Genomic DNA, 23567 nt, shown 5'->3' with positions numbered 1-23567 from the left:
CATCCCTTTTCGATCAAACATCTGAACCCTTTCTCATGCGCGTAACCAAGCTGCCGGCTTTCAAAGTTTTTGTCGTGCTCGCCATCGCCGTATCGATGAGCGCCTGCTCGATGTTCGGCCACAAGAAGGACACCAACGATACGCTGCCGGTGGACAAGCTTTACGCCAAGGCCCACGACTCGATGGAGCATGCCGACTATGCGGCAGCCGCCAAAGCGTATCAGCGCCTGATCGCGCGCTTCCCGTCCGGCAACTACAACGAGCAGGCCCAGCTTGACCTGGCCTACTCACAGTACAAGGACAACCAGCCGGACGACGCCTATTCCACGGTCAACCGCTTCATCAAGACGTATCCGACCCATCCACATGTGGATTATGCCTATTACTTGCGCGGCCTGATCAATTTTGATCGTACGGGCGGTGCCATGGAGCGCCTCCTGCAGCGCAACGAGGCCCAGACGCGTCGTGACCAGGGCTTCAACCTGAAGGCATTCGACGACTTCTCCGAGCTGTCGCGCCGCTTCCCGGACAGTGCCTACACCGCCGATGCGCGCCAGCGCATGATCTACCTGCGCAATGTGCTGGCCCAGTTCGAGATCAACGTGGCCGAGTTCTACCTGCGCAACAAGGTCTACGTTGGCGCCGCCAACCGTGCCCAATACGTGATCGAGCATTACCAGCAGGCGCCGCAAACCGGCGATGCGCTGGCCATCCTCACGCGCAGCTACCTCGGCATGGACCAGAAGGGTCTCGCCGACCAGACCCACCAGGTGCTGGCACTGAACTACCCGAATCACCCGTACCTGACGGATCCGAACTGGCCGCATTCGCCGTCGCTGATCCGCAAGATGATTCCGTTCTCGGGTCACCATTGATGCCAGACAGCCCGTCGCGATGCGGCCGCTGAGGTAAGAACCAAAAAGCCGGTGGGCGCGAGCGCACCGGCTTTTCTTTTGGCATTCGCCTGGCCATTGACCTTCCAAGGCGACCCAGGCCGCCCTACGCCCTGCTCTTTCCGCTTACTTCCAGCCGGAAGTGATCGGATAACGCCGCTCGCGGCCAAACGCACGCGTCGTCACACGCGGGCCTGGTGCGGACTGGCGACGCTTGAACTCATTGAGCAGCACCAGACGCACCACGCGGCGCACGGTGTCCGCATGGAAGCCCTGCGCCACGATCTCGGCTTGTGATTGCTCGCTCTCGATGAAACGGGCGAGGATGGCATCCAGTTCATCGTAAGGCGGCAGCGAATCCTGGTCGGTCTGGTTATCGCGCAACTCCGCCGACGGCGGGCGCTCGATCACCGCCGCAGGAATCGCCTCGGGCTCTCCCAGCTGCGTCGCATGCGCGTTGCGCCAGCGCGAAAGCCGGTATACCACCGTCTTGTAGACGTCTTTCAGCGGTGCATAGGCGCCGCACATGTCGCCGTAGAGCGTGGCGTAACCGACCGCCATTTCGCTCTTGTTGCCCGTGGCCAGCAGCAGGCGGCCATGCTTGTTGGACAGCGCCATCAGCATCACGCCGCGCGTACGCGACTGCAGATTTTCCTCGGCCGTGTCCGCGGCCTTGCCAGCAAACGCAGGCGTAAGCGCGGCCAGGAACGCATCGACCGTCTGCTCGATGTCGATGACGTGATAGTCCACGCCCAGTTGTACGGCCTGGGCACGCGCACCCTCCAGCGACAGCTGCGAGGTATAGCGCGTGGGCATCATCACGGCGGTCACGCGGTCTGCACCCAACGCATCCACCGCCAGCGCCAGCGTCAGCGCGGAATCGATGCCGCCGGACAGGCCCAGCAACACGCCGGAAAACCCGTTCTTGTCGATGTAGTCGCGAATGCCGCGCACCAGGGCGGCGTAAAGCGTCGCCTCCAGCGAACTATCCGACGCACTTGGCCACTCTTCGGCACGCAAGGTGCGTGTTTCGCTGTCGAATTCAGCCCACAGCAGGGCATCGACGAAATTCGGCGCACGCGCGGCGATGCTGCCGTCGCTGTTCACCAGCAAGGAACCGCCGTCATACACCACCTCGTCCTGGCCACCGATCAGGTTGAGATAGACGATCGCGCAACCGGTTTCCTTCGCACGCGCTTCCAGCACCGCTTCGCGACCTGACTGCTTGGCGTCATCCCAGGGCGAGGCGTTGATCACCACGATCAGTTCGGCCCCCGCAGCAGCCGCCTTGGCGGCGGGCTCGGGCTGCCAGATGTCTTCACAGATCAGCATGCCTACGCGCACGCCGTCGATCATCGCCACGGCGCTGTCATGACCGGGGCGGAAATAGCGCTTGTCGTCGAACACGCCGTAGTTGGGCAGCGCCTGCTTGTGCAGGGTGAGTTCGATGCGTCCGCCTCGCAGCAGACTCGCCGCGTTATAGACCTCACCTTCGCTGTGCGGATGACCGACCAGGGCGGCGACACCGTTGGTGGCCGCGGCGAGCGCATTGAGCTCGCACTGGCAGGCGGCGAGGAAGCTCGGCCGCAGCAGCAGATCCTCCGGCGGATAGCCGCTGAGGGTGAGCTCGGGAAACACTGCCAACGCCGCACCGCCTTCGCGTGCCTGCGCCAACAGATCGCCTACCTTGGCGGCATTGGCCGCCACCGCACCGACCGGGAAATCGTACTGGGCCAGCGCCAGACGCAGCATTGCCATGGACCTGCTCCACAAAAGACGAAGGCCGCAACGAGTCGCGGCCTTCGCATTTTAAAGCAGTCAGTGCTGACTTACTTCTTCATCAGGCCTGCGAGGGCCTTGCCGAGGTCAGCCGGCGACTTCACCGTGGTGACGCCCGCCTTCTCCAGCGCCGCGAACTTGGCCGCGGCCGTGCCCTTGCCACCGGAGATGATCGCACCGGCGTGGCCCATGCGCTTGCCCGGAGGAGCCGAAGCACCTGCGATGAACGACACCACCGGCTTGGTCACGTACTCGCCGATGAACTCGGCGGCATCTTCCTCAGCGCTGCCGCCGATTTCGCCGACCATGATGATGCCTTCGGTCTGCGGATCGTCCTGGAACAGCTTCAGGCAGTCGATGAAGCTCAAGCCGTTGATCGGGTCGCCACCGATGCCGATCACGGTCGACTGGCCGAGGCCTTCGTTGGTGGTCTGGAACACCGACTCGTACGTCAGCGTGCCGGAGCGCGACACGATGCCGACCTTGCCCGGCATGTGGATGTGACCCGGCATGATGCCGATCTTGCACTCGCCCGGGGTGATGATGCCGGGGCAGTTCGGCCCGATCAGCACGGTTTCCGGGTGCTGGGCCAGCACGTTCTTCACGCGCAGCATGTCCAGCACCGGAATACCCTCGGTGATCGCCACGATGACGCGGATGCCGGCGTCGATCGCTTCGAGGATCGAGTCAGCGGCGAACGGAGGCGGCACGAAGATGACCGACGCATCGGCGCCCGTCTCGTCCACAGCTTCGGACACGCTGTTGAAGACCGGCAGACCGATGTGCTCGCTGCCGCCCTTGCCAGGGGTGATGCCACCGACGACCTTGGTGCCGTAATCCAGCGCCTGCTGGGCGTGGAAGGTGCCCTGCTGGCCGGTAAAGCCCTGCACGAGGACCTTGGTGTTCTTGTTAACGAGAACGCTCATGGTTCAGTTGCTCCTCAGGCCTTGGCCGCAGCCACGGCTTTCTGCGCCGCGTCGTTGAGATCGTCAGCCGGCGTGATCGCCAGGCCAGAATTGGCCAGCAGTTCGCGGCCCAGCTCCACGTTGGTGCCCTGCAGGCGCACCACCACCGGAATCTTCAGGCCTACTTCCTTCACCGCGGCAATGATGCCCTCGGCGATCAGGTCGCAGCGAACGATGCCGCCGAAGATGTTGACCAGGATGGCCTTCACCTTGTCGGAGGAGAGGATCAGCTTGAACGCCTCGGTCACGCGCTCCTTGGTGGCGCCGCCGCCGACGTCAAGGAAGTTGGCCGGCTCGCCGCCTGCCAGCTGGATCACGTCCATGGTCGCCATGGCCAGGCCCGCGCCGTTGACCATGCAGCCGATGGTGCCGTCCATGGTCACGTAGTTGAGGTTATAGGTGATCGCGGCAGCCTCGGTGGCGTCTTCCTGGGTCAGGTCGCGCATGGCGGCCAGATCGGCGTGACGGAACTCGGCGTTGTCGTCGGAGTTGACCTTGCCGTCGAGCGCGGCGAGGTTGCCGTCCTCGAGGATGGCGAGCGGGTTCAGCTCGACCAGCGACAGGTCCTTCTCGTTGAACAGCTTGTACAGGCCCAGCATGATCTTGGTCAGCTGGCCGACCTGCTTCGCATTGAGGTCCATGGCGAAGCCGAGCTGGCGGCACTGGTACGGCTGCAGCCCTTCGACGAAGTCCACCACGATGGTGTGGATGTCTTCCGGCGTGTCCTTGGCGACCTGCTCGATATCCACGCCGCCGTGCTTGGAGGCGATGAACGAAATCGACTTGGAATCGCGATCCGTCAGGATCGACAGATACAGTTCCTTGGCGATGTTGGTCGCGTCGGTGACCAGCACCAGGTTCACCGGCAGCGCACGGCCGGCGGACTGGTAGGTCTCCATGTGGGTGCCGAGCATGCCCTTGGCGGCGGCATGGACATCATCGAGGCTGCGGCAGAACTTCACGCCGCCGGCCTTGCCGCGGCCACCTGCGTGGATCTGTGCCTTGACCATCCACTGCGAACCACCAAGGTGCTTGGCGGCGTCGACAGCGGCATCGGGAGAGTTGGCTACTTTGCCCGGCGGGACGGCGATACCGTACTGCGCGAACAATTCTTTGGCCTGGTACTCGTGGAAATTCATTCGATACCTCGAGCGAACGGGGGAAACGTGGAGGCCGCGGCAGACTGTGGGGCCTGGGCGGTCGAGGGGACGGACGGCGGTACAAGCGCTGCCGGGTATGCATGCAGTGCGCCGACGCCTTGCCTGTCGACATGACGAAAACCGCGCAATACGGCCAGGTATTTTCGCGGAAGCGGGCCCCGATGGAAAGGGGCGGATCGCCAGCCGCCGACTCCAGGAGTCCCCAGTGCCCTACCCCTATACGGGGTTAGCGGCCCGTTTATACTCATCCAGACCGTCCGGTCGGCCCATCCGAGAGTACCCCGCCAGGTGTCCAGCACCGTTCAGCCCGTGTACCCCAGCGCCCGCCCGGCTCCCGAAGCGGCGCGGCACGAACTTCTGTTCCTGAACTGCTTCCGCCTGGCCCAGGCCCTGGTTTATGTGGGCCTGGCCCTCAGCCCTACCAGCCTGGGCTGGCCCAAGCTGGCCGACGTCGGCCTGGCCCGTGGCGTGGCAGTGCTGTTCCTGCTGTTCGCGCTGGGCATGCTGTCGCTCACCCGGCGCTCCACGCGACGTATCCGGCTCTCGGTCTCGGGGGCACTGGTGGTGGACATCATCGCCGCGGTACTGGCCATCACCACCATGCACGATGCGCGCATCGGCATCGCCATGATGCTCGCGGTCAACCTGGCGGCTGGCGCGCTGATCCTGCCCTTGCGCCTGTCCTGCTTCTTTGCCGCCCTGGCCACGCTGGGCGTGATCGGTCACTCCTTCATCGAGAGCCGGCACAATAATCTCAGCATGGACAGCGAGCTGCTCGAATCGAGCCTGTTCGGCCTGGCCTACTTCGCCATCACCATGCTCTGCTTCGTGCTGAGCCGGCAAATGCGCGCCACCGAGGCGCTGGCCGAGCAGCGCGGCGTCGACCTGGCCAACCTGGCCCAGGTTAACGAGCTGATCATCCGCCGCATGAAGACCGGCGTGCTGCTGGTAGACGACGCCAACCGCATCCACCAGATCAACGAGTCGGCCTGGATGCTGCTGGGCAACCCCACCGCCGATCAACGCGACCTGGGCCGCGTGGCGCCCGAGTTGTCGCGTCGCCTGTATCACTGGATGACCTCCGGCAAGCTGGACGAGTCCGCCACCCAGTTGGCCGACGGAGTGCCCGAGGTGGTGCCCCGTTTCAGCCGACTGGCGCCCAACGACGATTCCCATGTGCTGATCTTCCTGGATGACACCTCGCTGGTATCGCGACGGGCGGAGGAACTTACGCTCAGCTCGCTGGGGCGCCTGTCCGCCTCCATCGCCCATGAAATCCGCAACCCGCTGGCGGCCATCCGCTACTCCGCCCAGCTGCTGGCCGAGTCGGAAGGCTTGGACAATACCGACCAGCGCATGGTCGAGATCATCAACAACCATTGCGTCCGCCTCAACGAGATCATCGAGAACATCCTGCAGCTGTCGCGCCGCGAGCGCTCGCGCCCGGAAACCCTCGACCTGGGCCATTGGGCCAATGGCTTCGTCGACGAATACCGGCAAGGCAACGACCTGGGCGTGGATTCGCTTCGGGTCATCCAGGCCAGCACCCCGGTAGCCGCCGTGGCCGACCCGCAGCAGCTGCAGCAGGTGGTGTGGAACCTGGTGCAGAACGCCCTGCGTTATGGCCGCCTGCCCGGCGAGCCGGCGCGGGTCATGGTGGTGGCACGCCACGGCGAGCACGGCGTGCCGATCCTGGAAGTGATCGACCGCGGCCCAGGCATCGCGCCCAAGGTGGCGGCGCAGATCTTCGAGCCGTTCTACACCACGCATGAATACGGCACCGGCCTGGGCCTGTACCTGGCGCGCCAGATGAGCGAGGCGAACCAGGCCTCGCTGGAATATGTACGCGTGGCCGGCGGCGGCAGCTGTTTCCGACTCGTGCTGACCCCGCCCGCGCGTGGCCCGACCGAGCACGGCGAGACGGCACGTGCCACACAACTTTGACCCTTGCGCGCGTCGCCTAGTAACCTCTCCGCGCTACCTACTTTCTGAGAAATCATGAGCGCACAGACCGTCCTGGTCGTTGACGACGAACGCGACATCCGCGAACTGCTGACCATCACCCTGGGCCGCATGGACCTGCAGGTCGATGCGGTAGGTACCGTGGGCGAAGCCCGACGCGCTCTCGGGGAGCGCAGTTATGACCTTTGCTTCACCGACATGCGCTTGCCGGACGGCACAGGCCACGAGGTGATCGAGCTGATTTCAGCCGAACATCCGGATACACCGGTGGCCATGATCACGGCCTATGGCAACGTCGACGCGGCCGTGAGCGCGCTCAAGGCAGGCGCTTTCGATTTCGTCTCCAAGCCGGTCGACATCCAGATGTTGCGCCGCCTGGTGCGCACGGCGCTGACGCTGGCCGAGGAAAAGCGCAGCGGCCATGCCGCCTCCGCGCGACAGGATTCCAACGAGCGCCTGATCGGCGACTCGTCGGCCATGCAACAGGTGCGTTCCACCATCGGCAAACTGGCGCGCAACCAGGCGCCGGTCTACATCGCCGGCGAATCTGGCGTGGGCAAGGAGCTGGTCGCCCGCCTGATCCACGAACAAGGCCCGCGTGCCAGTGGTCCGTTCGTACCCGTGAACTGCGGCGCCATTCCTTCGGAGTTGATGGAGAGCGAGTTCTTCGGTCATCGCAAGGGCAGCTTTACCGGTGCCGCTGGCGACAAGGAAGGCCTGTTCCAGGCCGCCAACGGCGGCACCCTGTTCCTCGACGAGGTGGCCGAGCTGCCGCTGCACATGCAGGTGAAACTGCTGCGCGCGATCCAGGAAAAAGCCGTGCGTCCGATCGGTGCGCGCGAAGAAGTGCCGGTGGATGTACGCATCCTCTCCGCCACCCACAAGAACCTCGCCACCCTGGTCGAACAGGGCCAGTTCCGCCAGGACTTGTTCTATCGCATCAACGTGATCGAACTGCGCGTGCCGCCGCTGCGCGAGCGGCGCGGCGATGTGACCCTGCTGTCCAACTTCGTGCTACGCCAGCTGGCCGCCAAGAGTGGTGACAGCCCGGGGCAGCTGTTACCCGCCGCGCTGCAGGCGCTGGAAAGCTACGACTTCCCCGGCAACGTGCGCGAGCTGGAGAATATTCTCGAACGTGCCATGGCCATGTGCGACGGCGACCAGATCGACGTCAGCGACCTGATGCTGCCGCAGCGCACGGCACGCCCCACCGCCGAGGCGATCCCAGCCATGGCCGGCACCGCGCCGATGGCGCCACCGTCCGCGCCTGCCGCGTCGGCAACCGCCGATGGCGGCCTGGATGACTACATCAGCAATCTCGAGCGCACGGCCATCATCAAGGCGCTGGAGGAGTCGCGTTACAACAAAACGGCGGCCGCCAAGAAGCTGGGTATTACGTTCCGCGCATTGCGCTACAAGTTAAAGAAGCTTGGCATCGATTGATGACGAAAAGGCCGAACTCTGTTCGGCCTTTTTGTTATGGCCCCGCATCGTGGCTGTTTGGCGTTACGGTGAACGCGACTGCCCCTTCTTCTCCCCTTTGGACGTCCCGAAGGTAGTCTCTGTGGGACGCACGCGTGCGCTCCGCCGCGTCGAGCAACTCGCTTCTGCTCCTTCTCCCCTGTGGGGAGAGGGTTGGGACGGAGGGCGGGTGCATGCTGTCACGCGACGACTGAGCGTGGCCGCAAGGTTGCCGCTTACGCAGCGGGCGTTTCGATCGCCTGCCGGCGCTCGAGTCACTTTTCTTTTGCTGGCCCAAAAGAAAAGTAACCCAAAGAAAATGGCCTCTAGAGCTGGTAGCACTCCGGGGGATAGAAGCGTTGGAAGGTTTACGCGAGCAGACAGTTGGCTGCCCAAGGCGAGACACAGCGGCTACACCGCAACGCGCCACCGCGGTGAGGGCTTAAAGCAGGTCCGGCCGACGGTCGAAACGGTTGCCGTAGCCGCGTGCCCTGATCGCTGCCACAACCTCCGCGCCTTAAGCCCTCTGCGCCTCGGCGCGTTGCGGTGTAGCCGCGGTGTAGCGGCCTTGGGCCGCCACTAATTCGGCTGGTCACGCCCGTCAAGCTCGTATCTCGCGCAATGCTATGAGCTCTTTAGGCCATTTTCTTTGGGTTACTTTTCTTTTGGGCCAGCAAAAGAAAAGTGACTCGGCTGCCGGCAGGCAGTCGAAACGCCCGCTGCGTAGGCGGCACGCTGGCGATAACGCTCAGTTGTCGCGCTACCGCGAGCACCCGCCCCTCATCCCAACCTTCTCCCCTCCGGGGAGAAGGAGCAAAGCACGCCGACAAGGGGGCGGCAGGTCGCCGGCCCACCGGGGCTTCCTTCAGTCGCAGGAGAGCCAGATCGCGGGCGCGCTGGAAGAAAAGCGAAAGACGCTGGATGACTCGCTACGCTCGCCCCTTCGAGGCCGCCCCACCAGCGTTCTACGCGCTTCGCGCACACCCTGTTTGTGCCGCGGCCACAGCCAACATGCCTACAGCGGCCCCTCCGGCAGCTGCCCCGCCGCACTCGCCTCCAGCGCCTCGCGTACGGTCCGCAGGAGCTTCTGAGTCGAGAGCGGCTTGTCGACCATGTAAAGGTGTTCCATCACGGGCAGTTCATCCATATCGGGCGGCGCATCCGGGCGAGCCAGCATCAGCACCGCGCGGCGATAACCATGGTCGATCAGGGCGGCGAGCGTTCTCACGCCAGTGAACAGATTCATGTCCGCGTCCATCACCACCAGGTCGGGCACGCCTTGCGCCTCGATCCATTGCAACGCGGCCGTACCGCTTTGGCTGGCGTGCGCCTGATAGCCCCACGAGTCGAGCGTGTCGACCAGCAGTGACAGCTGGCCGGCCTCCTCGGCTACCACGAGGACGCGTTCCGCCTCGCCTTGCAGATTGAAATGCTCTTCCTGATCGAAGGCTTCGGCGGACCGCTCCAGCAGTGGGATATAGATATGGAAACGGGTGCCCTGCCCTGGCGTGCTGTCCACCCGCATGACACCACCGTGCGCCGTGACGATGCGCTTGCATGACACCAGGCCCAGGCCCGTGCCCGTGTCCTTGGTGGTGAAGAACGGCTCGAACAGGTGCTGCAGGACGGCTTCGTCCATGCCAACACCCGAATCGGAAACGATCAGGCACAGATAGTTGCCCGCGTGCGCTTCTTCGTCGTTGGCGAAAAACGTTTCCAGCAGCGCCGCCTGCGTCGTTTCGATGCGCAGGCTGCCTCCCTCAGGCATGGCCTGGATGGCATTCAGGCTCAGATTCAACAGGCATTGCTGCAGTTCGGTGTGATTGCCGTCGAAGGTGAGCTCCGTATCGTCCGCATGCATTTCCAGCATGACCGCACGCGGCACACTGCCCTGCAGAAGCAAGGCCAGCGCGTCGAGCAGCGCACCGACGCGCACTTGCTCGGCTCGCCGCGCGCCACGCGCGAACGAGAGCATCGACTGCACCATGTCCAGGCCACGCTTGCCGCAGTCGCGCACCAGGCGGCCCAGGCGGGCCAGTCGCGGATCCTGCTGATAGTCCTGCAGGCTGTCGCCGGCCAGCAACAAGGGTTGCAGCAGGTTGCGCAGGTCATGACTGAGACCGCCAGCCAGCATGGCCAGGCTCTCGAAACGCTGGGCGCGGATCAGCTCCGCTTCGGCGCGACGGCGTGCCCGCTGGGCATCGGCCTCGCGCAACGCGCGGCGTACCGCCGACGCCAGGCGCGCGGGGTTCTGCTTGAGGATGTAGTCAGTGGCGCCGTTGCGCAGCGCTTCGATCGCTGCCTCTTCGCCCAGGGTCGCCGAGACGAAGATGAAAGGAAGATCCTGGTCCCGTTCGCGCAACAGGTCGAGTGCACGCTGGCCGGAAAATCCCGGCATGCTCAAATCCGACAATACAATGTGCGGATCGAACTCCTCCAGTGCGGCCACGTAATCACGTTCTTCGTCGACCAGGCACACGTCGTATTCGATCGCGTCGGCATCCAGTTCCGACAACACGAGTTCGGCGTCGAGCTGACTGTCCTCGATCTGCAGCACGCGTATTCTGGCAAGACCCCACTGGTGCCTATCTGGCATTTGCCGCTCCAGAGCCTGTTTCGATCGGACTCAATCGTGCTCCGGGCCCTGATTCAGCACGGCCCAGAATTGTCCCAGCGTTCGCACGGCGTCGAAAAACTGATCGACGTCGACCGGCTTGATCACATAGGCATTCGCGCCGATGTCCCAACTGCGCGCCAGGTCACTTTCCTCGCGCGACGAGGACAGGATGACCACGGGCACGCGACGAAAGCGCTCATCGGCGCGCAAGTGCGTCAACACCTCGATGCCACCCATGCGCGGCATCTTGATGTCCAGCAGCACCACCGCGGGATCGACCGGCTCGCGCCCCGCCCACTCGCCGCGGCAATAGAGGTAGTCCAGGCAATCGACGCCATCTTCCACGTGCACGACGGGATTGGCGAGATGCGCGCCATTGAGCGCGTCCAACGCCATTTCAGCGTCGGCGAGACTGTCTTCGACCAGCAGGATGGTTCGGATATCGCGGTGATTCATGGCCGCCTCTGGGCGAGACTTTCCGCCAGATCGGAGGATGGCAGCGTGAAATGGAAACGCGCGCCCTGGTCGGGCTTGGCATCCGCCCACACGCGACCACCATGGCGCGAAACGATGCGCCGCACATTGGCCAGGCCGATGCCGTTGCCGGGAAACTCGGACGCGCGGTGCAAGCGCTGGAACACGCCAAACAGCTTGCCGGCGTACTGCATGTCGAAGCCGGCGCCGTTGTCGCTGACCAGGAACTCGTAACTGCCGTCCCGATTGCGCTGGACGTCGACATCGATGCGCGCCACCTCGCACTTGCCGGTGTACTTCACTGCGTTGCCCAGCAGGTTCTGCCAGACCGTGCGCAACATGTTCTCATCGCCGATGACGATGGGCAGCGGTGCAATCGACCACACGATATGGCGACCATGCGCATCGGTCTCGGCCAACGCACGTGCTTCGTCGGCAAGTGATTGCATGTCCACGGGCTGCAGGCGAAGCGCACCTCGACCCAGGCGCGAGAACACCAGCAGGTCTTCGATCAGCAGCGCCATGCGGCGCGCGGCATCATTGATGACTTCGATGTAATGCCGGGTCTTTTCGTCGGCACCATCACCCAGGTGATGCGACAGCTTGCCGGCAAACCCGCTGATGTGCCGCAGTGGCGCACGCAGATCGTGTGATACGGAATAACTGAAGGCCTCCAGTTCGCGGTTGACATCCGATACCTGCTCGATCTTGCCTTCGAGCTGGCGATTGAGCTCCTTCACCTGCTGTTCGACCAGCGCGCGTGCCGTCACGTCACTGAGCGTCAACAGCAACACGGGCTCGCCCTCGCCGTCCTGCTCCAGGCGGCGGGCATTGATCACGACGTGACGATCGACGCCGTCCACGGTGCGCTGGATCAGCTCGTAGTCCCACAACTCACGATCTAGCAGCAGCACGTCGTTGAGGCGTTGCAGCAGCGCGCTATCGCTCCATGCGCCGTCGCCGATCTCGGTCAACGGCAGCGACTGCCGGAAATCCGGCGGCAATCCATAAAGCTCGCCGAACGCCGCATTGACCAGCAGCGTACCGAGCGAGGTATCAAGCAACGCAATGGGCTCGCGCACCGCCTGCACGATCAGCTGCGAGCGCTGCACGGCCTGCCCCTCGCGTACCTCTGCCTGCAGGCGCCGGCTGATCTGGCGCTCGGACACGATGACCACGATGGTCAGCAGCACGATCTGCGCGATGGCGGTGATCGCCAGCGCCAGACTGCTGTTGAAGGATTCGCGCTGGGCTACGGAGCGCCGGGCGAGCAGGGTGCTGTCCTCATTGCGCACGACGCCGTCGATGAGGTCGTCCATCTTGAACAGCGTGCCGGAATCGCGCATGGCATCGCTGGCGCCGTTCTGGTCACGGTGCTCGTAGCGCTGGATCGCCTGACTGGTGAGCGCCAGCCTGCCGTTGACCGTGGAACCCAAAGCGCCGATCAGGGATTGCTGGTCCGGGCTGTCGCGCGTCATGTCGCGCAGTTGTGCCAGCAATCCTGGCACTTCATGGCTGGCGCGCTCGGCCCGCATGCGCACCTGGGGATCGACGTCGCCATGAATCAGGCGGTAAATGGCCGCCTCGCTATCGCGTGTCACATAGGCGATGCGATAGGTCAGCGACTTCACTTCCGACGAGTGCGTCACGCGCTCGTTGGCCTTGATGGCCTCGCCCGCGCCACTGCGCGTCACCATGTAGGGCAGCGCCACGATCACCAGTACGGCAAACAGCAGGCCACCCAGGCGCCAACGCAGCGCCATGCGGTCCTTCATGGCGGGCCGCAACGTCGACGCCAATTTCCAGGATGAGCGCAACATGTAGGGCATGTTTGCAGAATCACCCCGGCAATAGCCAGCTTTATAGCTAGGACAATCCTTACATTACAGGCCAGCGATTTCCTGACCCGCTCATTGACGACGGCCTGGCGTCAGCCGCGCTCCCCCAGCTGCGATTGGGCTCGGCCTGCATGGTGAAGTGCAGTTCGCCTCCGGCGAGGATTTCCCCATGCCGCAGGAAGACCCGATCCAGCGGCTTGCCGTTCAAGGTGACAGCGCCGACATAGGGGTGGGCGTCATCCAGCGGTTCGGCGGTGACCGTGAAGTCCTTGCCGTTGCTCAGGTGCAGCGTGGCGCGGGAGACAAATGGCCGGCCAATGGCGTACTCATCACTGGCCGGAGTCACCGGGTAGAAGCCCAGGGCGGTGAAGATATACCAGGCCGACATCTGGCCCAGGTCGTCATTGCCGGCCAGGCCATCCGGACGCTGCGCATACTGGCTGTCCATGATCTGCTTGAGCCGCTTTTGGGTCTGCCAGGGTGCGCCGGCGTAATCGTAGAGATAAGCCAGGTGATGGCTGGGTTCGTTGCCGTGGGCGTACCAGCCGATCAGGCCGGTGATGTCTTCCACGTTGGCGAACTTCGAAGGATCGACTTTGGCATCGAACACGCTGTCCAGCTTGGTCACGAACTTGGCGTCGCCGCCCATCGCCTTGACCAGGCCGGCGACGTCCTGTGGCACGTACCAGGAGTACTGCCAGGCATTGCCCTCGGTGTAGTCGGTGCCATAGCCGGCCGTATCCGGATTGAACGGCTCGCGGAAGCTGCCGTCCACCTTGCGCGCACGCATGAAGCCGGTTTTCGGGTCATACGCATGACGCCAGTTGCCGGCGCGCTTGTCGAAGGTCGCGGCGATGTCCTTGCGCCCCACGGCCTTGGCCATCTGGGCCAGTGACCAGTCGTCGTAGGCGTATTCCAGAGTCTTGGACGCGCCTTCCGGTTCCTTGTCGATCGGCACATAGCCGAGCTTCATGTACTCACCCAAGCCGCCGTAGGGTGCGTAGGTCGCACTCGCCACCATGGCCTTGATCGCGGCGTCCACATCGAAGCCACGCACGCCCTTGATATACGCATCGGCGATCACCGGCACGGCGTGGTAACCGATCATGCACCACGTCTCCATGCCCTGGTACGCCCATACCGGCAGGATGCCGAACGGGCTGGCCTCACGCGAAGCGATCAGGGAGCGGATGAAGTCGGTGCTGCGCTGAGGCGCCAGCAAGGCCATCAGCGGTTGCTGGGCGCGATATACGTCCCACAGCGACCAGGTCGAGTGGAATTCGAACTTGCCATTCGTGTCGGTGGCCTGATGCACCGCACCGTCGGGACCACGGAACTGGCCATTCACGTCCATGCTCAGCGTGGGCGACAACATGGCGTGATAAAGCGAGGTGTAGAAACCGACGCGCTGGTCCTTCGATGCGTCCACGTCGATCACCGCCAGCGCCTTGTCCCAGGCGGCGCGCGCCTCGGCGCGGCGGGCATCGAAATCCCAGCCCTGCCCTTCCGCATCGAGGTTGGCGATGGCGTTATCTTCGCTCACCGGGGAGATCGCCACCTTGACGCCGAGCGGCTGCTTCAGGTCGCCGAAATCGAATACGCCCTCCAGGGCGCGACCGCTTTGCGCGTCGTGGTCCTCGGGCTGCCGGCCCGGGCCGGCGAAGCCCTTGTAGACGTTATCCGTCTCGCGGTTGTACAGCGTGCGCGAGCGCAGCGGCTGCGAGAAGCGCATGGCGAAACACAGCTCGCGGCCGGGTGCCCAGCCTCGGGTGGTGCGGCATCCGGTCACCGTGCCGTCGTCATGCACGCGCAGGCTCGACCACAGCACCTTGCCCTGATAGTCGTAAATGCTCGGCCGCAGGTCCAACAGCAGGTGCGCCGGCTTGCCCGCCGGGAAGGTGTAGCGATGCCAACCCACGCGACGTCCGGCCGTCAGTTCGGCGCGGACGTCGTAATCGCTCAACGTCACCGCGTAATAACCGGCCTGTACCGTTTCGCTGTCATGGCTGAAACGCGAGCGGTAGCCGCTGCCCGGCTTGGCCACGTCGCCCGGCTCCAACCTCACGTCACCGGCAATCGGCATCACCAGCACATCGCCCAGGTCCGAATGTCCCGAGCCAGAAAAATGCGTATGGGAGAAACCCAGCAGGCTGCTATCACCGTACTGATAGCCGGCCGCCCACTTGTAGGCGTGTTTGAAGTCCGGCATCGCCGTATCCGGCGAAAGCTGGATCATGCCAAACGGCATCGTCGCGCCGGGAAAGGTATGTCCGTCGCCGCCGGTGCCGATACTTGGGTCGACATCCTCCGCATGACCGGTGGCCGCGTGAGTCAGGCCGGGAGACAACGACATTGCGGCAGCAAGCAGGCTTGGCAGCCATGCACGGGACGGCAAACAGCTCATGGATTCCCCTCGGGAAGAAATTTGAATCGTTCTAAATTCGAAAACTAACACTGCCCCGGGGGCGCATGCATGCTGCACTGCGCCATCGAATCTGTTTCCGTTTCACAGCGGGAGCGGGTTACATTTAGATCGTTCTAATCACAGCGGCCCGCTATGGAAAGCCAGACATCTGTTGATCGCAAAATCACCCTGAACGACATTGCCGCCGGCTGCGGCGTGTCGCGCGCCACCGTATCGCTGGTGCTGCGGGGCAGTCCGCTGGTGAACAAGCATACCCGCGCGCGCGTCGAGGACGAATTACGCCGTCAAGGCTACGTCTATAACCGTGCCGCGGCCAATCTGCGCCGGCGTACGTCGTCGAGCATCGCCCTGGTCGTCAATGAACTGGCGAACCCGTTCTTCGCCGAATTCGCGGCGGGGGTCGACGAAGCACTCGGTGAGGCTGGTTTCGTCACCTTGCTTGGCAGCACGGGCGAGTCGAGCTCGCGCGAACACGCCGTGCTCAGCTCGCTGATCGAGCACGGCCCGGGCGGCATCATCCTCTCGCCCGCAGAAGGCAGCGAAGCGCGCGATGTGCTGGCCGCTGTCGGTGCGCGCACGCCGGTGGTGCTGTTCAACCGCGAGCTGGGTGGCACGCTGCCGGAATACGCGCACTGGGACCGGCTGATGCTGGACAACCAGCGCGGCACGCGCCTGGCCACCGAGCATCTGATCGCGCAGGGACATCGCCGTATCGCCTTCTTTGGTGGCCATGACGATTCCAGCTCCAGCCGTGAACGCTATGCCGGCTACGAGCAGGCGATGCATGCCGCCGGGCTGGCTGTCGCGCCAACGTGGCGCGTGGAAAGCGCACCGACGCGTGTCGATGCGGCACGCGCCACGCAGGCCCTGCTCGCTGGCGATGCAACGCTTACGGCGGCGGTTTGCTACAACGATGCCGTCGCGCTGGGCCTCATGCTTGGCCTCAACCAGCATGGCCGACAGCCGGGGCGCGATTTCGCGGTGACCGGCTTCGACGATATCGCCGAAGCCTCCTTGAGCATGCCGCCGCTCACCACGCTGTCCACGGCGCCGCGCGAGCGCGGACGCCAGGCCGCCGAACTGATCCTCGCCCGTCTGCGACAACCGCAGGCCAAGGCAGGCACCGTCGTCGCACCGGTGAAGCTGGTGGTGCGCGAAAGCAGCTGTCCTCCCCTCTGACCGACGGAATCCGCATGGCCTTCGCAGCCCCTCCCACCTTGTCGGCCAGCGCGTCGCAGGGCACCGGCAAGACACGCTATACCGACTACCCGCTGGCGATGGCGGTAGCCACCACGATCTTCTTCATGTGGGGCTTTCTCACCGTACTCAACGACATCCTCATACCGCACCTGAAGTCGGTGTTCGAACTGAACTACGCGCGAGCCATGCTCGTGCAGTTCACTTTTTTCGGCGCGTATTTCCTGATGTCGCTACCCGCCGGACGGCTGGTGGCGGCGCTCGGCTACAAGAAGGGCATCGTGGCCGGGCTGGGCATCGCGGCACTCGGCGCGTTCGGCTTCTGGCCCGCTGCGCAGCTGCATTCCTACGCGGCCTTTCTCGCTGCGCTGTTCATCCTGGCCACCGGCATCACCGTGCTGCAGGTGGCGGCCAATCCCTATGTCGCCCTGCTTGGACCAGAGCGCACCAGTTCGAGCCGCCTGACGCTGGCGCAGGCAATGAATTCGCTCGGCACCACGCTGGGGCCCTTGCTGGGCGGATTGCTGATCCTCTCTGCCACCTCCGCATCGATACCCGCGAGCCTGCACAAGGCACCGGAGACGGTGGCGCTGGTTCACGCACTCAATAATGCTGAGCCCGCGCAAGCCATCGTCGCCATGCAGCAGGCCCCGGCCGACCACCTGATCGCCGCACTGGGCGATACGGCGGCGGGTTCGCTCGATCGACTGCCGGCCGCCCCGGTGGCGGTGGTGATGAGCCAGCTGCCGCCAGCAAAACTGGCCGAGGTACTGGACAAGCTACCAGTCAACCAGCTCGCGGCCACGCTCGCCGCGCAATCAGCCGACCGCATCGCGGCACTGCCGGCGGAACGGCTCGCCAGCGCGCTCGACAAGCTCAGTGCCGCCCGCCTCGATGCGACCGAAGCGACGCAACTCCAGTCCGTTCGCAGCAGCCTCTCGGTCGACACGCAGCAGCAGCTCAGCCACTACCGCCAGAAGCAATCAGACCTGGTGCGCGTGCCGTATCTGGGTCTTGGCCTGGTCCTGATCGTGCTGGCGGTGGGTGTGTGGATGTTTCGCATGCCCGCGCTTACCGAGGCCACCGAACAGGCGGACCGGACCCACCACACGCTGCTGGATGCGTTGCGCCATCCGCATGTGTTCTTCGGTGTATTGGCGATCTTCTTCTATGTCGGCGCGGAAGTATCGATCGGCAGTTTCCTGGTCAACTATCTCTCGCTGCCCGATGTCGGCCATATGAGCGAACAGCAGGCGTCGCGCTACGTGTCGATGTACTGGGGCGGCGCCATGGTGGGGCGCCTCGCTGGCTCGGCCCTGCTGGTGTGGATCAACCCACGCAAGTTGCTGGCGGTGTTTGCCGCCATCGCGGGTCTGCTGGTGCTCACCACCATGTTCACGCACGGACAGGTGGCGATGGCCAGCGTGATCGCGATTGGCCTGTTCAACTCCATCATGTTTCCCACCATCTTCACGCTGGGCATTGAGCGGATGGGGCCGATGACGGGAAAGGCCTCGAGCCTGCTGGTGATGGCCATTGTCGGCGGCGCCATCCTGCCGCTGGCGCAAGGTGTGCTGGCTGATCGTCTCGGTATCCAACACGCTTTCATCCTGCCCGTGCTTTGCTACGCCTATATCGTTTTCTATGGTTTGCGCGGCTCACTGATACGCGACAACGCCGTGCCTGCTTCCACTTCCTGAGTATCGTTTGATGTCACGCACCATTGTTTGTTTTGGCGAAGCACTGATCGACTTCCATAGCGAAGGCGGCGATGAATTCGGCTTTCCGCGCAGCTTCGTGCCCTATGCGGGGGGCGCGCCGGCCAACGTCGCGGTAGCCGTGGCCCGACTGGGTGGCGAGGCTGCATTCGCCGGCATGCTTGGCAACGACCTGTTCGGCGACTTCCTGCTCGACAGCCTGCAGCGCGCCGGTGTCGACACGCACGGCGTGGCGCGTACCGGCGAAGCCAACACCGCGCTCGCCTTTGTCGCACTCGACGCGAAAGGCGAGCGCAGCTTCAGCTTCTATCGCCCGCCATCGGCCGACCTGTTGTTCCGGCCGGAACACTTCCGTGACGACAGCTTCCGCGAGACGGCGGTCTTCCACGTCTGCTCGAACAGCATGACCGACCCGCAACTGGCGGAGACCACGCGCGAAGGCATGCGCCGCGCGCGCGCCGCCAGCGCCCTGGTCAGCTTCGATCTCAACTTGCGCCCAGCGTTATGGCCGCGTGATGTCGAGCCTCGTGCGCTGCTGTGGCCGGCACTCGAACTGGCTGACGTGGTGAAGCTGAGCGCCGAGGAATTCGCCTGGCTCGCAGTGGATGGCGAAGATGCCACGCTCGAACGCCTGTGGGCGGGGCGTGCCCGCTTGCTGGTAGTCACCGATGGACCCAACCTGCTGCGATGGTTCCATCCCGACGCCCAAGGCGAATTACCTGTGTATGCCGTGCCTGCCGTCGATACCACAGCGGCTGGCGATGCCTTCGTTGGCGGCCTGCTATGCAAGCTGGCCACACTCGACGCCACGCCCGCTCGTCTCGACCGACTGGTCACCGAACTGCCCCGCCTGCACGCGGCCTTGCGCTTCGCCGCTGCCTGCGGCGCACTCACCGTTACCCGCCAGGGCTCGTTCACCGCGATGCCGGACGAGGCCGAAGTGCTCAGCTTCATGGAGACCTACGCATGACCGCCCCCGCGACTCCCGATTTCCGCAGCGAGGCGTTCCTGCGCGCGCACATCGCACAGACGATGGCTTTCTATCATCCACGCGCCATCGACCCCGCAGGTGGGTTCTTCCACTACTTCAAGGACGACGGCACGATCTACGATCGTAGCCATCGCCACCTGGTGAGCAGCACCCGCTTCATCTTCAACTATGCGATGGCGGCGCGTGAGTTCGACAACCCCGAATACCTCGATGCCGCGCGGCATGGGCTGCGTTATCTGCGTGAAGTCCATCGCAACCCCGACTCCGGCGGCTATGCGTGGACGATTCGCGACGGCAAGCCGGAAGATCGCACCAACCACGCTTACGGCGTGGCCTTTGTGCTGCTCGCCTACGCCACTGCGCGCAAGGCCGGCATCAAGGAGACCGAGGCGTGGATGGACGAAACCTGGAACCTGCTGGAGCAGCGTTACTGGGACGCCGAGGCGGGCCTTTACCGCGATGAAGCCGACGAGCACTGGCAGTTCAGTGACTATCGCGGGCAGAACGCGAACATGCATATGTGTGAGGCGATGCTCGCCGCTTATCAGGCCACTGACGAGCCACGCTACCTGGAGCGCGCGCTGGCGCTGGCCGACCATATGACGCGCCGGCAGGCCGCCAAGGCCGATGGCCTGGTATGGGAGCACTACGACAGCCAGTGGCGGGTGGATTGGGACTATCACCGCGACGATCCCAAGCACCTGTTCCGACCCTGGGGTTTCCAGCCCGGCCACCAGACCGAATGGGCCAAGCTGCTACTGATCATGGAGCCGCTGTTGCTTGAGCGCGGCCGCGAGGAGAACTGGCTGGCACCGACCGCCATGCGCCTTTTCGATACCGCCCTTGCCCGCGCCTGGGACAACGAATACGGCGGCATCTGCTACGGCTTCGCGCCGGACGGCCGCGTCTGCGACGATGACAAATACTTCTGGGTGCAGGCCGAATCCTTGGCCGCCGCTGCGCTGTTGCACGCACGCACCGGGCTGGCCGCGTACGACGACTGGTACGAGAAACTCTGGGCCTATGCCTGGCAGCACTTCATCGACCACCAGCACGGCGCCTGGTATCGCATCCTCAGTCGCGACAATCGCAAGTTCGACGACGAGAAAAGTCCTGCCGGCAAGACCGACTACCACACCATGGGCGCGTGCTATGAGGTGATGGAACTGATCCGCGAAGGCGGCGTGCCCTGATCCTTCGGCGCGCCGCGCGCCCTGTGCGGCCAGGAAGGTCACTCGCGTGACCTTCCTGTCGCGTCGTCAGCCCTTCGCCTTGGCCTTTGGCGTGACCGTGACAGCGATCGCCTCCACAAACGTGATGCGCACCATGTCGCCCACTTTCAGGTGGCTCATGCGCGCCTGTCGCGCCGGGTCTTTCACCTCGATGACCTCCTTCTCGCCACTATCCCCAAGCAGGGTCACCGTGTGGTTCTTCATGTCGACCGCCGCGAGCTTGGCGACGATGGTGATGGTGCGGCCGGCCGTCATACCCGGCTTGGCGCCCTTGGGCGCGCCCTCTGCGCCACCCTCGTAGGCCACGCCGGTCGATGCGCTACCGGCAGGCAATAACTCAAGCGCCAGCGCACGCTGGAAGTGGGCGTTGACCTGGTCGCCCACGTTCAACTGGTCGAAGTTTTTTACTTCGGGGCCGGCTTCGACCATGACTTCATCGCCCTCGGGGCCGCGCAAGGTAATCATGCGAGTGTCGCGATCGACCTTTGCGATCGTGGCCGTGAGCGTGGCCTCGCTGCGCGCCATCTCATGCGCCGTGCTGGTTACCGTTGACGAATGCGCCACCTCCTGCGGCTGGGCAAGGGCACCTAGCGGCGTAACCATGGCGATGGAGGCGCAAAGCAGATACGAACGGGAACGATGCAATGAAGTCATGATGACAATCTCCTTCGGGTCATGTGGACAGGGACAGGTCTCCTGACCGCAGGCGCATTACGTCGGCGGCCCACTATCGGCAGCCGGCGCGGCGCTGCCCTTGCTGCTATCTGAAGCCTCCGCACGATCCGAGATAGCCGGTCCGTGCGCGGGAGGGTCGTACCAATGCTCCGCTGGACTCCAGACCTTCTCGTCCGGTTGGCGACGGAAATGCGGCGACATGATCTGCACGCCGAATTCGTTAAACGCATCCTGGATGTTCCTGTGCAGCTCCGACAGCGTGTCCTTGTAGATCGACGGATGCAGGGTTCCGACGTTGAGCAGGTATTCGACGTAGTAGTCCGACAATGCAGTCTGCAAGACGAACGGGCGCGGTTCGCGCAGCAGGCCGGTGGTGCGTGAGGCAGCCAGTTCCAGCAAGCCCTCCACCTGTCGCCATGGCGTGTCATAGCCGATGGTCACTGACGTGGTGAGCAGCAATCCGCCCTCCGGCAACTGCCGAGTAAGATTGCGCATGGGCGTGGATGACAGCACCGCGTTGGGGATGATGACCTCTTCGTGTGTGCGCGTGACCAGCTTGATCGAGAGCGCCCCCATCTCGCGCACAGTGCCCTCGTGGTCTCCCACATGCACGAAATCCCCCACGCGAACGGCACGCGAATACAGCACCACGAGCCCGCTCATCAGCTGATTGACGATGCCGGCGGAACCGAGCGACAACATCAGGCCGACGAACACGCTGACGCCTTTGAATGCGTCGCTGCCGGCGCCCGGTATATAGGGGTAGGCCACCACCAAGGCGAACAGTCCGATCAGTAGCGACGCCAGCTTCCGCGTGATCGAGGCCGTCGGGGGCTCAAGCCAACCCACCTGCACGGTGCCATTTTCCACGGCATGGAACCAAGTGGAGATCAACCGGACGATGCCCCGCGTGATCAGGAAGATCACCACCAGGGTCAGCAGATTGGGAATCTGCTCGACCAGGGCCGAGAGCATTTGCATACCAAGGTCGATCATGTACTGGCCGAGCTGGGCTCCCCACGGACGGCTATAGGGAAACAACCGAAGCACATAGCTCAGCCACAGGTAGCAGAGAAACAGCACCAGCAGCAGATTGACCAGCGACACCAGACGCCGCAACGTGCTCCATACCAGCGGCCGGAAATCGAAGCCGGCGATGGTCAGGCGCAAACGTGCCCTGGCGATCGCTATCAGCCGCCGCTGAACGACACGATTGAGTCGCACCAGCAACCAGCACAGCGCCACCAGCACCAGCGTGGCCAGCGCGGTGATCGCTATATCGGTGAACAACTCCATTGGCCGGCGCGCCTCGGATCGCTCCTTGACGATGCTGCGCAACACCTCGGCTGCTCGATGTGCTTCCTGCTCCACCGCCGCGCGATCACCGCCCGCTACATCGCCGGTAAGGATGGCGAACAGCACCACGTTGTCGGCCCGAACGATCACTCCCTTGTCCGCGCCTGACTCGGCCCAGACTTCGGAAATATCGTCGACGGTCAACTTGTCGAGCAAGTCCCCGATCCGTTTGCTCGCCGCAGCGGCGCGATCGCGTGCCGACAGGCTACGAATCGGTACGGACAAGGTCGTCACCGTACGATTCCAGACCACGATCGGAAACGTCGGCGTCTCTGCAGCGGCCAGGGCCGAAGGTGCGCTTGCCGCGCTCGCGGGTGGCGCAGCCGCCAGGGACAGCCCGGGCAGGCATGCCAGAAAAACGACTAGAAGCCAGGAAAAGGCCTGCTTCGTATAGGGGCCTTGGCGCTTGCGCCCCTCCCATACCGGCCCTCGGTCAACGCATAGGGGGTCGTTCGTATACGCCATAAAGTGTCAAAGCCCTTCCCGGCCATGAGACGAAATGTGGCAAGCCCTCTTTACGGCATCCTCGCCGCGCTACCCGCGCCCATGGATGGCTGCAGTGGAACGCTTTCGGGAGGTCGTCGGCATGCTCCCGGTCGTGCTCTTGCCACTCAGGGGCGCGCCCCCCTTGAGCTATCAAGTGCTGCCATGGCCCAAAAGCGTCTGGCGGCCACCACAGGCTAAGTAGCGCGCCCGTCGTCACGATGGCGTGAGCGTCGAGCCGTCATCAACGGCCGAACGGCGCGCGCAGGTCGACTTGGCGTCTACCTGATTGGGGAGTGACCGCGCCCTCGCCAGGCGATAGGGTTAGGCACCACGCGCAC

Annotated in this window: 16 protein-coding genes; 7 read left to right on the top strand and 9 right to left on the bottom strand. The window is 64.2% G+C overall.

The genetic code is table 11. The features are described 5' to 3' along the window. The first annotated feature begins 35 nt into the window (after positions 1 to 35). Positions 36 to 875, top strand: coding sequence for an outer membrane protein assembly factor BamD (locus OUZ30_RS03970; protein WP_266180886.1), 840 nt, complete (start codon positions 36 to 38; stop codon positions 873 to 875). Between the two features lie 144 nt (positions 876 to 1019). Here OUZ30_RS03970 and OUZ30_RS03965 read toward each other — a convergent pair whose 3' ends face one another. From OUZ30_RS03965 to sucC, 3 genes are all read right to left on the bottom strand, one after another. Beyond that, on the bottom strand, positions 1020 to 2651 hold the full coding sequence (locus OUZ30_RS03965; protein WP_266180885.1) for an NAD+ synthase: 1632 nt from the start codon (positions 2649 to 2651) through the stop codon (positions 1020 to 1022). A 71-nt stretch (positions 2652 to 2722) separates the two neighbouring features. Beyond that, positions 2723 to 3598, bottom strand: a complete 876-nt coding sequence (gene sucD / locus OUZ30_RS03960) for a succinate--CoA ligase subunit alpha (RefSeq protein ID WP_266148017.1) — start codon at positions 3596 to 3598, stop codon at positions 2723 to 2725. A 14-nt stretch (positions 3599 to 3612) separates the two neighbouring features. After that, positions 3613 to 4776, bottom strand: a complete 1164-nt coding sequence (sucC, locus tag OUZ30_RS03955; protein WP_345781035.1) for an ADP-forming succinate--CoA ligase subunit beta — start codon at positions 4774 to 4776, stop codon at positions 3613 to 3615. Positions 4777 to 5085: 309 nt separating this feature from the next. Between sucC and OUZ30_RS03950 the strand changes: the two genes are divergently transcribed. Together OUZ30_RS03950 and OUZ30_RS03945 are read left to right on the top strand one after the other, a co-directional pair. Continuing rightward, positions 5086 to 6741 (top strand): sensor histidine kinase, encoded by a 1656-nt coding sequence (locus OUZ30_RS03950; RefSeq protein WP_266180884.1) that lies wholly within the window; start codon positions 5086 to 5088, stop codon positions 6739 to 6741. Positions 6742 to 6795: 54 nt separating this feature from the next. Further along, positions 6796 to 8202 (top strand): sigma-54-dependent transcriptional regulator, encoded by a 1407-nt coding sequence (locus OUZ30_RS03945; protein WP_266180883.1) that lies wholly within the window; start codon positions 6796 to 6798, stop codon positions 8200 to 8202. 1033 nt (positions 8203 to 9235) lie between these two features. Here the strand turns inward: OUZ30_RS03945 and OUZ30_RS03940 are convergent. The 4 genes from OUZ30_RS03940 to OUZ30_RS03925 all read right to left on the bottom strand — a co-directional run bounded on the left by OUZ30_RS03940 (position 9236) and on the right by OUZ30_RS03925 (position 15553). Next, complete coding sequence (locus tag OUZ30_RS03940; RefSeq protein ID WP_266180882.1) at positions 9236 to 10816, bottom strand: ATP-binding response regulator; 1581 nt, start codon at positions 10814 to 10816, stop codon at positions 9236 to 9238. A 30-nt stretch (positions 10817 to 10846) separates the two neighbouring features. Then, complete coding sequence (locus OUZ30_RS03935; protein ID WP_266180881.1) at positions 10847 to 11293, bottom strand: response regulator; 447 nt, start codon at positions 11291 to 11293, stop codon at positions 10847 to 10849. Then, a complete protein-coding gene (locus OUZ30_RS03930; RefSeq protein ID WP_266183090.1) occupies positions 11290 to 13086 on the bottom strand; it encodes a sensor histidine kinase in 1797 nt (598 codons plus the stop codon). Before OUZ30_RS03930 ends, OUZ30_RS03935 begins: the two co-directional genes overlap by 4 nt. 103 nt (positions 13087 to 13189) lie before the next feature. Beyond that, positions 13190 to 15553, bottom strand: coding sequence for a GH92 family glycosyl hydrolase (locus tag OUZ30_RS03925; RefSeq protein WP_425601474.1), 2364 nt, complete (start codon positions 15551 to 15553; stop codon positions 13190 to 13192). A 153-nt stretch (positions 15554 to 15706) separates the two neighbouring features. On the opposite strand from OUZ30_RS03925, the gene OUZ30_RS03920 reads away from it, so the two are divergent. The 4 genes from OUZ30_RS03920 to OUZ30_RS03905 are packed head-to-tail and all read left to right on the top strand — an operon-like array spanning position 15707 to position 20673. After that, entirely contained in the window at positions 15707 to 16753 is a 1047-nt protein-coding gene (locus OUZ30_RS03920; RefSeq protein WP_266180880.1) for a LacI family DNA-binding transcriptional regulator, read from the top strand. Positions 16754 to 16767: 14 nt separating this feature from the next. Continuing rightward, positions 16768 to 18471 (top strand): sugar MFS transporter, encoded by a 1704-nt coding sequence (locus tag OUZ30_RS03915; RefSeq protein WP_266180879.1) that lies wholly within the window; start codon positions 16768 to 16770, stop codon positions 18469 to 18471. Between the two features lie 10 nt (positions 18472 to 18481). Continuing rightward, entirely contained in the window at positions 18482 to 19459 is a 978-nt protein-coding gene (locus OUZ30_RS03910; RefSeq protein WP_266180878.1) for a carbohydrate kinase family protein, read from the top strand. Further along, the gene (locus tag OUZ30_RS03905; protein ID WP_266180877.1) at positions 19456 to 20673 is read left to right on the top strand and encodes an AGE family epimerase/isomerase; all 1218 of its coding nucleotides are present in this window, start codon (positions 19456 to 19458) and stop codon (positions 20671 to 20673) included. Before OUZ30_RS03910 ends, OUZ30_RS03905 begins: the two co-directional genes overlap by 4 nt. 66 nt (positions 20674 to 20739) lie before the next feature. Here the strand turns inward: OUZ30_RS03905 and OUZ30_RS03900 are convergent, their stop codons facing one another. Together OUZ30_RS03900 and OUZ30_RS03895 are read right to left on the bottom strand one after the other, a co-directional pair. Then, positions 20740 to 21366: a hypothetical protein gene (locus tag OUZ30_RS03900; RefSeq protein WP_266180876.1), complete on the bottom strand. Its 627-nt coding sequence runs from the start codon at positions 21364 to 21366 to the stop codon at positions 20740 to 20742. 57 nt (positions 21367 to 21423) lie between these two features. Then, positions 21424 to 22977: a mechanosensitive ion channel family protein gene (locus OUZ30_RS03895; protein WP_266180875.1), complete on the bottom strand. Its 1554-nt coding sequence runs from the start codon at positions 22975 to 22977 to the stop codon at positions 21424 to 21426. Positions 22978 to 23567: the final 590 nt, after the last annotated feature.

The organism is Dyella humicola, from assembly GCF_026283945.1.
Taxonomy (GTDB): Bacteria; Pseudomonadota; Gammaproteobacteria; order Xanthomonadales; family Rhodanobacteraceae; genus Dyella; species Dyella humicola.
This window is presented reverse-complemented; position numbering and strand designations above follow the sequence as displayed.